Raw genomic sequence first — 13,656 nt, 5'->3', positions numbered from 1 at the left:
AATCTGCCCGTTATAGTGGAGCCCTCCAAAAAACGAAAAATCAACAACTTCAAGGATTCCAGGAGCACAACGTGAGCGCCAACGGCCCGGATACACTGATCAAGGCACTGCAGAACCCGGAACTCTACGATCATCCGGTCAAGGATTTCCGCGTGATTGAGACCCACATCTCACAGGTTCTGCTCACCGGTGAGTTTGCCTACAAGATCAAAAAGCCCATGGATTTCGGGTTCCTGGATTTTTCCACCCTGGAACGCCGCAAACGCTTCTGCGAGGAAGAGCTGCGCCTGAACAGTCGTCTGGCGACCGAACTCTATCTGGAGGTGGTGCCTATTACCGGTACCCCGGAGCAACCTCGCCTGGGCGGTGACGGCACCCCTTTCGAGTACGCCATTCGCATGCGCCAGTTCGATCAGAGCCAGCTGTTTGATGTGCGCCAGGAACGCGACGACCTGCCTGCCGACCTGATCACCAATCTTGCCCGCCAGGTTGCTGACTTTCACAGAAGCCTGCCACCGGTCGGCGATGAAAAGCCCCTGGGCACCCCGGAGGCGGTGTATGCCGCCATGCAGGAAAACTTCGACCAGATCCGCCCCATGCTGGATGATGCCGGGTTACTGGCGCAGCTGGACAACCTGGAAGACTGGACCCGCACCACCTTCGAACGCTGCCGGGACTTAATCGCCCACAGACGGGAAAACGGGCTGGTGCGCGAATGTCATGGCGACCTGCACCTGGCCAACATTACCGTGTTCAATGATCAGGTGACGGTGTTCGACTGCATCGAGTTCAACGAGCCGTTCCGCTGGATCGATGTAATAAACGATCTGGCGTTCCTGCTGATGGACCTGGAATCCCGCCGGGAACCGGCGCTGGCGAACCGGGTGCTGAATACCTATCTGGAATACCGCGGTGATTTTGAAGGCCTGGCCTTGCTCCCCCTGTACAAGGCGTACCGCGCCATGGTGCGGGCCAAAATCGCCCTGTTCACCCTGGGCAACCCGAACCTGAGCGAGGCCGAGAAAACCGACCTGATGCAGCGTTACCGGAGCTACGCCCAACTGGCGGAGGATTACGGCGCCATACCGAATCATTACCTGCTGGCCACCACCGGCCTTTCCGCCAGCGGCAAGACCTGCGTGAGTGCCGCCATGGCGGAGGAACTCGGGCTGATTCGCCTGCGCTCTGACGTAGAGCGCAAGCGCCTGCACGGTCTGGGACCACTGGACGACAGCAAATCGGGTCTGGGCACCGATCTTTACAGCCCGGAAGCAACCGAAAAAACCTACGCGCATCTGGCAGATCTGGCCGGAGAGCTGCTGGCCTCAGGGCTGTCCGTCATTGTCGATGCGGCCTGCCTGAAAGAAAAGGAGCGGGCTCAGTTTGCCAGCGTGGCGGAAAACCAGGGGGTCCCCTTCGCTCTGCTGCATTGCGAGGCGCCGGAAGCTTTGCGCCGGGAGTGGGTGCGCAAACGCAAAGGCGATGCTTCGGAGGCAACGGAAGAGTTGCTGGATGCTCAGCAAAGCTGGTTTGAGCCGCTGACCACTGAGGAGAAAACCCACACGGTGCACCTGCACACCGAGGATGAGCACGTTGCCGAGGCGGTTGCTGATCGTATCCGCCAGCATCTGGGCATGGCCGGGCCGGCCTGATCCGACCCGCCCTGTCATTTCGGCAGGGCACACTATACTGACACTAAAAACAAACCCTGCTGTCCGCGCGAGGTGTGAGATGGACGATATTCAGGAAAGCGATCTCCAGCATATAGACCACCCCCTGTATGGCCTGCTCCGTAGCGAGGATATCGACGCCTTTAATGCCGAGAAAGCCAAGCTAAGCGAGTTTCCGAGCTTTGCCCATGGCGATTTCCGCGGTCTGGATCTTCGCGGCATGGACGCAAAGGGCCTGGACTTCCGACATGGCTACTTCCGCGGCGCCGACCTCCGCGGCATCGATTTCTCGAAATCGAGAATGGAAGGAGCCAGCATCGCCAGCGCCAAGATATCCGGCTGCTATTTCCCGCACCGCCTGGAAGCCGATGAAATCGTGATGTCACTCAACCACGGCACCCGCATGCGTTACGCCATCCTGCCCAAATGAGTGCTCACTCAGCCAACTGGCAAACCGTCGCGCCGGCGAGCGAGCTTGTTGCCGGCCAGTTCCTGGAATTTCGCCTGAACGAGAAAGCGAAAGAACCGGCCGGCATGCCCCTCACCGGTTTCGCCTTTCTGGATGGCACCACACCCCGGGCCTACCTCAACCTTTGCCCTCATCTGGGTATTGAACTGAACTGGATGCCGGGCCGATTCATGGACAGCGACAATCTGTTTATCCAGTGCTCCACCCACGGCGCCCTGTTCAAACCCGGTACCGGTGAGTGCATTGCGGGCCCTTGCCAGGGCGATGCGCTCTCCGCCCTGGACATTCGCCTGCACGATGGTGAGGTGCAGGTCAAGGTTCCAGACTGACCGGCACCTCCTCAACCAGCTCCAGGCGCCCCGAAGGGTTGCCATCTTCACCGGCCAGTGCGGCCCGATAGGCGATCACCTCTACCCCGGCTTCGCAGGCTTCTCGAAGCAGCTGACCATAGCGGGCATCAATATGATCCGCAGGCCGGACCTGCTCGATTCCGGTGTGGTTTACCACAAAAAACAGCACTGCCCGGTCTCCGTTCTGAACCTGAGCCATTAGCTCCCTCAGATGTTTCTGGCCACGCTCGGTGACGGCGTCCGGGAAATAGCCTTCCCCGCCCTCGGCCAGGGTAACGTTTTTTACCTCCACCCAGACATCGGGATCGTGATCATGGCCCGACAACAACAGATCGATCCGGCTCTTCTCCGAACCGTAACGCACCTCTGCCCGGCATTGGGAATAGCCGGCCAGGCTCTGCACCACACCGGCTTCGATAGCGGCGCGGGCCTGAGCGTTGGGGCGTGCCGTATTGACGCAGGCAAGCCCCCCCGGCTCCGTCTCTACCAACTCCCAGGTGTACTGGAGCTTACGCTTGGGATTGTCACTCCGGCTCAACCACACCCGGGCATTTTCCGGCTGGCACCCCAGCATGGAACCGGTGTTGGGGCAGTGGGCGGTTACCTCAGTGCCATCCGGCAATTGCACGTCCGCCAGGAAGCGTTTGTAGCGGCGAATCAGCCGCCCTTCTACCAAAGGTTCAGGAAACTTCATGTGCTCTCCGCAAAAAGTACGTGTCACAAGGCTGGCACCCCTGTGACTTATCTGCTATTTTCCGCAAATTCCCGTTTCAGGACGAATGCTATCCAGGGTAAAACCGCGCAGCCACACTGGCGCGGAGGGAAGCAAAGCGTTCTTGTGAAGTACAAACAAGAGGCCGGGTTCAATGGCAAACACTGCAGAACAACCACGCGAACGTTTTACCAACTTCACCCCTTATGAAATGAAGAAGGGTGAAGACTACATGAGTGCGGAAATGCTCCAGCACTTCAAAGATCTGCTGCTGCAATGGAAGCAGGAGCTGATGGAAGAAGTCGACCGCACCATGCACCACATGCAGGAAGACGCAGCAAACTACGCGGATCCCAGCGATCGCGCAACCCAGGAAGAAGAGTTCAGCCTGGAACTGCGCACCCGCGACCGCGAGCGGAAGCTGATCAAGAAAATCGACCAGACTATCGATCGTATCGACAAGGACGACTACGGTTTTTGCGACCAGTGTGGTGTGGAAATCGGCATTCGTCGTCTGGAGGCCCGTCCGACGGCCACTCTGTGCATCGATTGCAAGACCCTGGCTGAGATTCGCGAACGCCAGACCGGCATCTGACGCTGCCCCGGGCCGGCGGCGTGTCCTCCGCCGGCCCTTCTACGCCTATGGCGACTTCACGTTATCGCGGGCGGTTTGCCCCTTCCCCCACCGGCCCACTGCACTTCGGTTCCCTGGTCACGGCTCTGGCCAGCTGGCTGGAAGCAAAGCTTGCCCGCGGTGACTGGCTGGTTCGCATCGAAGACCTTGACCCACTAAGGGAGCCCCCGGAAGCCACCGGCCAGATACTGCATTCACTGGAATGCCACGGCCTTTTCCCCGACGAATCCGTCCGCTTCCAGTCCCGGCGACACGACGCCTACCAGAGTGCCATCGAAACCCTGCTGGCGCAGAACAAAGCCTATCGCTGCCGGTGCTCACGCAAACAACTCAAAGACAACCACGGCTACCATCCCAATCGGTGCCGGCGAGGTGACACCAGCCCCGGGGATGGCCCACACGCCGTTCGCTTTGCCCTCGAAGAGGAAGCAAGTCACTGGCAGGACGATCTGCTTGGCCCCCAGGTACAGATGGTGCACGCCGAACTGGACGATCCGGTCATTCTGCGCAAGGAAGGTTTCTACGCCTATCAGCTGGCAGTCGTTGTCGACGATATCGACCAGGGCATCACTCATGTGGTTCGCGGCTCTGACCTGCTCGACATGACCGCGCAGCAACAACAGGTCTTCCGGGCCCTGGGTGCCCAGCCACCCCATTGGCTGCACATTCCGGTAATCGTCAACGAACAAGGCCAGAAACTCAGCAAGCAGACCCACGCTCCGGCCCTGGATAACGATCACCCTGCCCGCAATCTCTTTCTGGCACTTCAGGCCCTGGGGCAGCAACCGGAGCCGACACTCGCTCGTGCCACGGTTGAAGAAGTTCTCAATTGGGCCGAGGCCCACTGGCAACGGAGCGCCATTCCCCTGACATCCGGGCAGGCCCGTGGTATAACCGGCGGGACACTCTCGCCTTCGGACCGATAACCCGATGTATATCTACCGCCTGGTATTTCTGCTGGTACTGGCTATCTATATTTTTTCGCCCAATATCCTGGATTGGTGGACATCGCCGGAGAATGCCTGGTACAGCCCCTTCGTGATCTGGGGTGGGCTGATTGCTATCGGTTTCTGGCTGGAATGGCGGCGGGATCCCAATGAGTTTTAGCGCCACCGGCCTGCTGCTGGCCAGCCTGTTTTATCTGATCGTTCTGTTCGGCATTGCCTGGGGCACCGAACGGGGCACGTTATTGCGCCGCTGGGTTCGCCACCCACTGATCTATACCCTTAGCCTTGGGGTTTATGCCGGCATCTGGGCCGTCTACGGCGCCATTGGTATGGCGGCGGACTCCGGCTACGGCTTCCTGGCCTATTACCTGGGCATCAGCGGCGCCTTCCTGCTGGCACCGGTTCTGCTCAACCCGATTCTCCGCATAGGCCGCGCCTACCAGCTGACGTCGTTGGCCGATCTTTTTGCCTATCGTTACCGCAGCCAGTGGGCGGGCACCCTGGTTACCCTGTGTTCGGCTGCGGCCATTCTGGCCTTGCTGAGCATGCAGATTCAGGCAGTCTCGGTTTCCGCCAGCCTGCTCGCCCCGGATGCGCCGCCGAAAGTGATCAGCGTCATGTTCAGCCTGATCGTGGTGCTGTTCACCATGCTGTTTGGTGCCCGTCGCCATCAGGCCTCCGGCAACCATCAGGGGCTGGTACTGGCCATCGCCTTCGACTCCCTGGTGAAAGTGGTTGTCCTCCTGGTTTTAGGCGGCGTTATCCTGTTCTCGGTTTTCGGTGGTACCAACGGGCTTGAGGCCTGGTTGGCGGAAACTTCACATCCGGAAGCCACCATGACCATGGCAATCAATGACGGAAGCTGGCGGGCACTGCTGCTGATGTCGTTCGCCGCAGCCCTGGTGCTCCCCCACATGTACCACATGACTTTCAGTGAGAACCCGTCCCCCCGGGCCCTCGCAAAGGCCAGCTGGGGGCTGCCACTGTACCTGCTGCTGGTCGGCCTGCCGGTGCCGCTGATTGTCTGGGGTGGCCAGGCGCTGTCGGTTGACGCTCCGCCGGCCTTTTTCAGTATTGGCGTAGCCCAGGCCCTGGAGAGCCCCGTCCTGACCATGGCCATGTACATTGCCGGGCTTTCCGCCGCCAGCGGACTGATGATCGTCAGCACCCTGGCCCTGTCCGGCATGGTGCTTAACCACGTTGTCCTGCCACTCAAGACGCCCCGGGATCAAGGTGACATCTATCGCTGGCTGCAGTGGGTCAAACGCCTACTGATTGCCGTCATCCTGTTTCTGGCCCTGCTGTTCCATGAAACCATTGGCCAGCATCTGGACCTGTCTATTCTGGGCGCCATCTCGCTCTCCGGCACACTGCAGCTGCTGCCGGGCGCGCTTGGAGTCATCTACTGGCCCGAAGGCAACCGCCGTGGCCTGATTGCCGGCCTGTTTACCGGCCTGTTCATCTGGTTGATCACCTTGGTGTTGCCGTTCTCGGTGGCGGCAGACATCCTGTCCTGGCTTGAGTTGCCGGTTACGCCCGGCTACGACAACTGGCACCTGTTCACCTTCGTCAGCCTGACCGCCAACATCAGTGTGTTCGCGCTGGTCTCAATTCTCAGCCCGGCGTCACCGGAGGAAACCAGTGCCGCTCAGGCGTGCTCGCTGGGCGCCCTGTCCCGGCCGCAGCGGCGGGAACTGCTGGCAGCATCCTCCAACGAATTCGTCCAGCAGCTGGCCGAGCCACTGGGCATCCGGGTCGCCCGCCGGGAAGTGGAGCGGGCCCTGAACCAGCTCAAGCTACCCAATGTCGAGTTCCGGCCTTATCAGTTGCGGCGGTTGCGGGATCAGGTGGAAATCAATCTGTCTGGCCTGCTGGGGCCTTCGGTCGCCCGGGACATCGTCAAGCGCCATCTGGGCTTCAAACCGCTTACCCACGGGGGTACCGGGCAAGATATTCGCTACGTGGAGCGGGCTCTGGGTGATTACCAGAATCAGCTCACTGGTCTGGCCGGCGAACTGGACAACCTTCGCCGCCACTACCGGCAGACCCTGCAGAATCTGCCCATCCCCGCCTGTTCAGTAGGTGAAGATGGCGAGATTCTGATGTGGAATCATGCCATGGAGAGCCTCACCAACATTTCCGCCGAGGAAGTGGTCGGGGCCAAGCTGCTGGCCCTGCCGGAGCACTGGCACGCCCTGCTGGACGATTTCAATCGAGGCGACGACCTGCACCGCTACAAGCACAGGCTGGATCTTCGCGGCAAGCCACATTGGCTGAACCTGCACAAGGCGGCGCTAAGCGGCCCGGATCACACCGAAGGCGGCTCGATCATCCTGGTGGAAGACCAGACCGAAACCCGCCTGCTGGAAGATGAATTGATGCACAGCGAACGACTGGCCTCCGTGGGGCGCCTCGCGGCCGGCGTCGCTCACGAAATCGGTAATCCCGTCACCGGCATCTCGTCTCTGGCCCAGAACCTGAAACTGGAAACCGATGATCCCTCCATTCTGGAAACCGCAGACCAGATCCAGCAGCAAACCCGACGCATATCCACCATCCTGCAGTCGCTGATGAACTTCGCACGTACCGGCAACCACGCCCACGCCAACCGTTATGAGCCGGTCAGCCTGCACCGCTGCATTGATGAATCCATCAACCTGCTGTCGCTCAGTGACAAGGGGCTTGGCATCAGTTTTCTGAACGAGTGCCCCGCCAGCCTGCAGGTGCTGGGAGATGAACAACGGCTGGTGCAGGTATTCATCAACCTGCTGGCCAACGCCCGGGACGCCTCCCCAGACGGCGGTACCATCCGGGTTGCTGGAAAGGCCGACGGCTACTCCGCTATCATCGAGGTCATTGACGAAGGCTCCGGCATACCGGCAGACCAGCTGGATCATATTTTCGAACCGTTTTACACCACCAAGGCCCCCAACAAAGGAACCGGACTTGGCCTGTCACTGGTGTACAGCATCATTGAAGAGCACTATGGCAACATTCAGGTGGAAAGCCCGGCCAATCCGGAAACCGGCCTGGGCACCTGCGTGAGACTCCGCCTGCCTGCCTACGAGCCTGATACCGACAGCGGTTACAGCAGCCCGAACGAAAGGTCGTGAACACCCTATGCCCCGTATTCTGATTGTTGAAGACGAAGACATTATCCGCTCGGCGGTTCGCAAACTTCTCCAGCACGCCGGCTATGAGGTGGCAGATGCTGTCTCGGTGGAAGAAGCCGAGGGCCTCGACCCGGACAGCTTCGACCTGGTCATCACCGATCTGCGCCTGCCAGGCGCCGCCGGTACGGAAATGATCAACCGCGCCCCCAACACGCCGGTACTGATCATGACCAGTTATGCCAGTTTGCGGTCCGCGGTTGACTCCATGAAGATGGGCGCCGTGGACTACATTGCCAAACCCTTCGACCATGACGAAATGCTCGCGGCTGTAGAGAATATTCTGGCACGCAAGTCTTCGGCTTCCGATGAAACAACCGGTTCTGGTGATGCCGCCAGCACGAGCGGGCCCGACTCGGACCCATCCGAGATCATGTTTGGCCAGTGTGAGCCCATGCAGAAGGTGTTCACCCTGATTCGCAAAGTCGCCCCCACCGAGACCACAGTGCTTATCCAGGGCGAATCCGGTACCGGTAAAGAACTGGCGGCACGGGCTCTGCACCTGCTCAGCCCGCGAGCCCGCAAACCGCTCATCTCCGTAAACTGCGCTGCCATTCCCGAAAGCCTGATCGAATCGGAACTGTTTGGCCACGAGAAAGGTGCCTTTACCGGCGCCGTCTCGGCCCGCACCGGGCTGATTGAAGCGGCAGACGGCGGCAGTCTGTTCCTGGATGAAATCGGCGAACTACCTGCCGAAGCCCAGGCCCGATTGCTGCGGGTGTTGCAGGAAAGCGAGATTCGCAAAGTGGGCTCGACCCAGAGCCGGACCGTGGACGTGCGGATGATCGCCGCAACCCACCGAAACCTGAAAGCCATGACCAGAACCGGCGAGTTCCGGGAAGACCTTTACTACCGACTGAATGTGATGCAGATCCGCATACCGCCCCTGCGGGAACGTCGCGCCGACATTCTGGGCCTGGCTCGCCGATTCCTGAAACGCCAGGCCAGCAAGCTTGGCCGTCCGGAGCTGTCTCTGAGCCCGGAGGCCATGCAGGCCCTGGAACGCTACCGCTGGCCCGGTAACGTCCGGGAACTGGAAAACGCCATCGAACGGGCCTCAATCCTGACCGATGGCGATGTCATTACCCCGGCGGTACTGGACCTGGACAGCGACTCCGCCGACGAATACATCCCGGAAACACTGGTTGAGGGCAATAATGAACAAACCCCTGCAAGGGATGTCGATTCGTCCAACGATCTGTCGCTGGAGGATTACTTCCAACACTTTGTGCTTGAAAATCAGGACCGGATGAGCGAGACCGAGCTGGCACAGAAGCTGGGCATCAGCCGGAAGTCACTTTGGGAGCGTCGGCAACGCCTGGGCATTCCCCGCAAAAAAGCCTGACCCAAAGAATGAACCTAGAATCAGTTGTTACCACCTGTTCCTCTCGGTAACACTTCCTGTCCAGATCATGAGACCCAGGTAACACTTTCAGGAGATACGGGGTAACACTTACACACCTCATTTCCACAACCCCTTGTTTAAAAAGACTTTTCAAAAACTGGCACGACCACTGCACTCTAATAAGCGCACAACAACAAAAACAAAAGTGACAACGCAGCGCCAAAACAAAAACAAATAGCTGCACGAGCGCCCGGCAACAAAAACAAGAACAGGGTGCAAGCGAACTGAGTGTTTTGGGTACTATGCTTTTTAGGGGTCCCACGACACGTGCGAGTTGTAGATGTAGAGAAGAATCGTCTTCCAGGCGACACTGCAGATACTCCCATAACCCGCACCGTGTTCCTGGCCGCTCTATGTATTCAAAGCTTTCCGTTTGCATTGCTTAAGGTCCTTATCTTGGGGACAACACAGTGGGGTAAAAGAATCAAAAAGAATCCCGGCAACAACAAAAACAATGCAGATCGTCAACGCTTTCAGGGCGGATTCGTGAAAACGGATCCGCCTTTTGATTTTCCGGACTGCCAAAAACAGCCTTCCCTCAACAGGCCTCCATGACCACTTTATTCACTGGCATTTCCGTCAAACATGTGCAATTCCTGCGCAAACCGTTAAAATCCCCGTTTTTGCGCTTCGCAAACACGGAATTCCATGCCTAAACGACTTGTTGAAAAACTACGCTCCTTCATTCCCGGCAACGGGAAGAAGAAAGCCCGCCACTACCAGCGGCAGGAGATCCCGCGGGATCAGCACAACGTCTCCCGCTCCATGATCAGTGAACCGGCCAAGAAGGTACTGCACCGTCTGAACAAGTCCGGCTACGAGGCCTATCTGGTGGGCGGTGGCGTTCGCGACATTCTCCTTGGCGGACAACCCAAAGACTTCGACATAGCCACCAACGCAACACCCGAAGAAGTTCACGACCTGTTCCGGAACTCCCGCCTGATTGGTCGCCGCTTTCGCATTGTGCACGTGGTGTTCGGGCGGGAAATCATCGAAGTAACCACCTTTCGTGGTAATGCCCGGGATACCGATGACGACCTGGCCGACGACGAGCACAAGACCAGTGAACATGGTCTGTTACTGCGGGATAATGTCTATGGCAATCAGGAAGAAGACGCACTGCGGCGCGACTTCACCATCAATGCGTTGTATTACTGCATCCGGGATTTCTCCATTATCGACTTTGCCAACGGCGTGCAGGATCTGAAAAACCGTCAGATCCGCCTGATTGGCGACCCGGAAACCCGCTATCGGGAAGATCCCGTGAGAATGCTGCGCGCCATTCGTTTTGCGGCCAAACTCGATTTCGAGATTGAACCGGAAACAGAGGCCCCCATTCGGGAGCTGGCCCCGCTCTTGGCGCACATCCCTCCGGCCCGGCTGTTCGATGAAGTCCTCAAACTGTTCTCCGCCGGCCACGGCGAGGCAACCTATCGACTGCTTCAGGACTATGGTCTGCTGGCCCCACTGTTCCCGGAGACCGCCCGGGCACTGGATGCCGGCGAACCCGATGAACTGATACTGCAAGCCCTTCGCAACACCGATGCCCGGATTGCCCAGGGCAAATCAGTGACCCCGTATTTCCTGTTTGCGGCCATGCTCTGGCCGGCTCTGCAGGTGGAATGGCGCAGGCGCCAGGACAATGGCGATCCGGTTCAGCCCGCGCTGCACGGCGCCATCGGCAAGGTGATCGGCCGCCAGGTGCAGGCAACCGCGATACCGAAACGTTTCTCGGGCCCCATGAAAGAAATCTGGGAACTGCAGATGCGGCTACCCCGTCGCCAGGGCAAACGAGCGTTCGGTACCATGACCCATCCGCGCTTCCGGGCGGCCTACGATTTTCTGCTGGTGCGGGAAGCTGCGGGCGAGATCGAACCGGGCCTCGGGCAATGGTGGACGGAATTCCAGCAGGCGGATGAACGCGCACAGGAGAAAATGCTTTCCGAGTTGGGCTCGGGTGGCCCGAAAAAGCGCCGTCGCAAGCGCAAGCCCGCCAGGAAACCGGACCAGCCATGACAGTCGATGCCTACATCGGGCTGGGCAGCAACCTGGAACAGCCTGCGGCCCAGCTGGCAAAGGCCGTGTCGGAACTCGCCGGTTTACCCAAAACCACGCTGGTGGCGCAATCTCCGTTCTATGCCAGCCGCCCCGTCGGCCCGCAGGATCAACCGGATTTTGTGAACGGCGCCGTTCACCTGCGTACCGATCTGTCTGCCCACGAACTGCTGGATTGCCTGCAAGCCATTGAACAGGCCCACGGTCGTGAGCGGCTGAGGCACTGGGGGCCACGCACCCTGGATCTGGATCTGCTGCTGTTTGGTCAGACGACCCTCAACGACGCACGCCTGACCGTTCCCCACGCGGAACTGGCCAACCGTGATTTCGTCCTGCAACCCCTGCTGGACCTGACGCCGGACCTGGCACTGCCGGACGGCACCACCGTTGCGGAATTGCGCCGGCACTGCCCGGACAACCAGCTGCGCAAGCTGCCTGCCCAGGCGTGCCCCTGATCGCATCCCTTATGGCCACCACGCACGATAGACCATGCTACTCTTGTGTCTGATATATCCGGGATTTACATTAACGCTCTGAGTACCGGTCGACCCCGGTCCAAAACTGGCCCATCCACCCAAAAGGCAAGGATTCTATGGCAGTTACCATCAATACCCTGCGGGAATACAAGCAAAAAGGCGAAGCCTTCTCGGCACTGACCTCCTACGATGCAACCTTTGCTCAGGTTGTCAGCGAGGCAGGCGTTGATGTCATCCTGATTGGCGACTCTCTTGGTATGGTGCTGCAAGGCCACGACAGTACGCTCCCGGTCACCATGGATCAGATGGTGTATCACACCAGCTGTGTCGCCCGCGGTAACAAAGGCGCCCTGATCATGGCCGATATGCCGTTCATGTCTTACGGCACCGTTGCCGATGCACTGGACAATGCTGCGGAGCTGATGCGCGCCGGCGCCCACATGGTCAAGCTGGAAGGTACAGACTGGATGAAGGACACCATCGAAGCCCTGAGCGAACGTGGTGTGCCTGTTTGTGCCCACCTGGGCCTGACGCCACAGTTCGTCAACAAGTTCGGCGGCTACAAGGTGCAGGGCCGTGATGAGAAGGCCGCCGAGGCAATGATTGAACATGCCTGTGAGCTGGAAGCCGCCGGTGCCGACATCATCCTGCTGGAGTGTGTACCGGCCCCGCTCGCTGCCCGTATCACCCAGGCGGTGAAGGCACCGGTCATCGGCATCGGCGCGGGCTCGGATACCGACGGCCAGGTACTGGTACTGCACGATATGCTGGGCGTCACCACCGGCCGCAAACCCCGTTTCGTGAAGAACTTTCTGGCCGAGACCGACTCCATCCCGGAAGCCATTGCGGCTTATGCCAAAGCCGTCAAAGAACGCACTTTCCCAGCCGAGGAGCATACGTTCAAGGCATGAGAACCGTACACTCACTCAAAGAACTGCGCACCATTTTGCGGGGCTACCGCCAGCAGGGCAAGACCATCGGCCTGGTACCCACTATGGGCAACCTGCACGAAGGCCATATCTCACTGGTGCGCAAGGCCGCCGAGGCCTCCGACATCGTCGTTACCAGTATTTTCGTGAACCCGATGCAGTTCGGCGCCAACGAAGATCTGGACACCTACCCGAGAACCCTGGCCGAAGACCAGGAAAAGCTGGCCGCAGCGGGCAATACTCTGGTCTTCGCCCCGGGCGTTGAAGAAATCTACCCGGAAGGGCTCGCCAATCAGACCAAGGTGGTGGTGCCCGAAGTCAGCGAGGGCCACTGTGGCGCCAGCCGGCCGGGCCACTTTGAAGGCGTGGCCACCGTGGTTACCATGTTGTTCAACATGGTTCAGCCCGACATTGCCGTGTTTGGCGAAAAGGATTTTCAGCAGTTGGCGGTGATACGCAAACTTGCCCGGGATCTGATGATTCCGGTGGAAGTGATTGGCTCACCGACGGTGCGGGAAGACGATGGCCTGGCGAAGAGCTCCCGCAACGGCTATCTGTCCGAGCAGGAACGAGCCATTGCCTCGGTGGTGTTCCGGACGCTAAGTCATACCGCCGACCAGTTGGCACAGGGGCGCACCGACTACAGCAACCTGGAGCAGGAGGCGCGCGAGGCACTGTCTGAGGCCGGGCTCAGGCCGGACTACTTCAACATCGTCAACAGCCTGACCCTGAAACCCGCCAACGAGGCAGACCGTGAACTCACACTGCTGGTCGCAGCGTTTCTGGGCACCACCCGTTTGATCGACAACCTCTCGATCACGCGCTAAAACCTCACTATG

At 59.5% G+C, this 13,656-nt stretch carries 14 protein-coding genes; 13 read left to right on the top strand and 1 reads right to left on the bottom strand.

Annotated features, from left to right (window positions below; genetic code table 11):
* Positions 1–71 precede the first annotated feature (71 nt).
* The 3 genes from ACF8YQ_RS02375 to ACF8YQ_RS02365 all read left to right on the top strand — a co-directional run bounded on the left by ACF8YQ_RS02375 (position 72) and on the right by ACF8YQ_RS02365 (position 2,468).
* The gene (locus ACF8YQ_RS02375; protein ID WP_396622502.1) at positions 72–1,652 is read left to right on the top strand and encodes an AAA family ATPase; all 1,581 of its coding nucleotides are present in this window, start codon (positions 72–74) and stop codon (positions 1,650–1,652) included.
* A gap of 79 nt (positions 1,653–1,731) precedes the next feature.
* A complete protein-coding gene (locus ACF8YQ_RS02370; protein ID WP_396622501.1) occupies positions 1,732–2,100 on the top strand; it encodes a pentapeptide repeat-containing protein in 369 nt (122 codons plus the stop codon).
* Positions 2,097–2,468 carry a Rieske (2Fe-2S) protein gene (locus ACF8YQ_RS02365; protein ID WP_396622500.1) on the top strand — a complete coding sequence of 124 codons (372 nt, stop codon included), beginning with the start codon at positions 2,097–2,099 and terminating at the stop codon, positions 2,466–2,468. The genes ACF8YQ_RS02370 and ACF8YQ_RS02365 overlap by 4 nt, the downstream gene beginning before the upstream one ends.
* Here ACF8YQ_RS02365 and sfsA read toward each other — a convergent pair.
* Positions 2,452–3,183 (bottom strand): DNA/RNA nuclease SfsA, encoded by a 732-nt coding sequence (gene sfsA / locus ACF8YQ_RS02360; RefSeq protein WP_396622499.1) that lies wholly within the window; start codon positions 3,181–3,183, stop codon positions 2,452–2,454. The two genes, ACF8YQ_RS02365 and sfsA, sit on opposite strands and share 17 nt — an antisense overlap.
* A 172-nt stretch (positions 3,184–3,355) precedes the next feature.
* Here sfsA and dksA point away from each other — a divergent pair, with 172 nt between their 5' ends.
* The 10 genes from dksA to panC all read left to right on the top strand — a co-directional run bounded on the left by dksA (position 3,356) and on the right by panC (position 13,644).
* The gene (dksA, locus tag ACF8YQ_RS02355) at positions 3,356–3,796 is read left to right on the top strand and encodes an RNA polymerase-binding protein DksA (protein WP_011784204.1); all 441 of its coding nucleotides are present in this window, start codon (positions 3,356–3,358) and stop codon (positions 3,794–3,796) included.
* Between the two features lie 47 nt (positions 3,797–3,843).
* Positions 3,844–4,761: a tRNA glutamyl-Q(34) synthetase GluQRS gene (gene gluQRS, locus ACF8YQ_RS02350; protein ID WP_396622498.1), complete on the top strand. Its 918-nt coding sequence runs from the start codon at positions 3,844–3,846 to the stop codon at positions 4,759–4,761.
* Between the two features lie 4 nt (positions 4,762–4,765).
* Positions 4,766–4,942: a hypothetical protein gene (locus tag ACF8YQ_RS02345; RefSeq protein ID WP_011784202.1), complete on the top strand. Its 177-nt coding sequence runs from the start codon at positions 4,766–4,768 to the stop codon at positions 4,940–4,942.
* A complete protein-coding gene (locus ACF8YQ_RS02340) occupies positions 4,932–7,895 on the top strand; it encodes an ATP-binding protein (RefSeq protein ID WP_236040640.1) in 2,964 nt (987 codons plus the stop codon). Before ACF8YQ_RS02345 ends, ACF8YQ_RS02340 begins: the two co-directional genes overlap by 11 nt.
* Before the next feature lie 7 nt (positions 7,896–7,902).
* A complete protein-coding gene (locus ACF8YQ_RS02335) occupies positions 7,903–9,297 on the top strand; it encodes a sigma-54 dependent transcriptional regulator (protein ID WP_014420452.1) in 1,395 nt (464 codons plus the stop codon).
* A 327-nt stretch (positions 9,298–9,624) separates the two neighbouring features.
* On the top strand, positions 9,625–9,912 hold the full coding sequence (locus ACF8YQ_RS02330) for a hypothetical protein (RefSeq protein WP_141068050.1): 288 nt from the start codon (positions 9,625–9,627) through the stop codon (positions 9,910–9,912).
* A gap of 93 nt (positions 9,913–10,005) precedes the next feature.
* Positions 10,006–11,373: a polynucleotide adenylyltransferase PcnB gene (gene pcnB, locus ACF8YQ_RS02325; RefSeq protein ID WP_396622497.1), complete on the top strand. Its 1,368-nt coding sequence runs from the start codon at positions 10,006–10,008 to the stop codon at positions 11,371–11,373.
* Entirely contained in the window at positions 11,370–11,867 is a 498-nt protein-coding gene (gene folK, locus ACF8YQ_RS02320; protein WP_396622496.1) for a 2-amino-4-hydroxy-6-hydroxymethyldihydropteridine diphosphokinase, read from the top strand. The genes pcnB and folK overlap by 4 nt, the downstream gene beginning before the upstream one ends.
* A 137-nt stretch (positions 11,868–12,004) precedes the next feature.
* Complete coding sequence (gene panB / locus ACF8YQ_RS02315; protein WP_222534976.1) at positions 12,005–12,799, top strand: 3-methyl-2-oxobutanoate hydroxymethyltransferase; 795 nt, start codon at positions 12,005–12,007, stop codon at positions 12,797–12,799.
* Positions 12,796–13,644, top strand: a complete 849-nt coding sequence (gene panC / locus ACF8YQ_RS02310) for a pantoate--beta-alanine ligase (protein ID WP_396622495.1) — start codon at positions 12,796–12,798, stop codon at positions 13,642–13,644. The genes panB and panC overlap by 4 nt, the downstream gene beginning before the upstream one ends.
* Positions 13,645–13,656 lie beyond the last annotated feature (12 nt).

Origin of the sequence: Marinobacter sp. W-8 (assembly GCF_044342215.1) — a bacterium.
Taxonomy (GTDB): domain Bacteria; phylum Pseudomonadota; class Gammaproteobacteria; order Pseudomonadales; family Oleiphilaceae; genus Marinobacter; species Marinobacter nauticus.
Note: the sequence above shows the minus strand (reverse complement) of the source record. Positions and strands in the feature narration are given on the sequence as shown.

Coding starts and splice junctions, on each gene's coding strand:
- dksA (WP_011784204.1), top strand. CDS start 3,356: ATGGCAAACACTGCAGAACAACCACGCGAACGTTTTACCAACTTCACC.
- panB (WP_222534976.1), top strand. CDS start 12,005: ATGGCAGTTACCATCAATACCCTGCGGGAATACAAGCAAAAAGGCGAA.
- panC (WP_396622495.1), top strand. CDS start 12,796: ATGAGAACCGTACACTCACTCAAAGAACTGCGCACCATTTTGCGGGGC.
- sfsA (WP_396622499.1), bottom strand. CDS start 3,183: ATGAAGTTTCCTGAACCTTTGGTAGAAGGGCGGCTGATTCGCCGCTAC.
- ACF8YQ_RS02340 (WP_236040640.1), top strand. CDS start 4,932: ATGAGTTTTAGCGCCACCGGCCTGCTGCTGGCCAGCCTGTTTTATCTG.
- gluQRS (WP_396622498.1), top strand. CDS start 3,844: ATGGCGACTTCACGTTATCGCGGGCGGTTTGCCCCTTCCCCCACCGGC.
- ACF8YQ_RS02365 (WP_396622500.1), top strand. CDS start 2,097: ATGAGTGCTCACTCAGCCAACTGGCAAACCGTCGCGCCGGCGAGCGAG.
- ACF8YQ_RS02370 (WP_396622501.1), top strand. CDS start 1,732: ATGGACGATATTCAGGAAAGCGATCTCCAGCATATAGACCACCCCCTG.
- ACF8YQ_RS02345 (WP_011784202.1), top strand. CDS start 4,766: ATGTATATCTACCGCCTGGTATTTCTGCTGGTACTGGCTATCTATATT.
- folK (WP_396622496.1), top strand. CDS start 11,370: ATGACAGTCGATGCCTACATCGGGCTGGGCAGCAACCTGGAACAGCCT.
- ACF8YQ_RS02335 (WP_014420452.1), top strand. CDS start 7,903: ATGCCCCGTATTCTGATTGTTGAAGACGAAGACATTATCCGCTCGGCG.
- pcnB (WP_396622497.1), top strand. CDS start 10,006: ATGCCTAAACGACTTGTTGAAAAACTACGCTCCTTCATTCCCGGCAAC.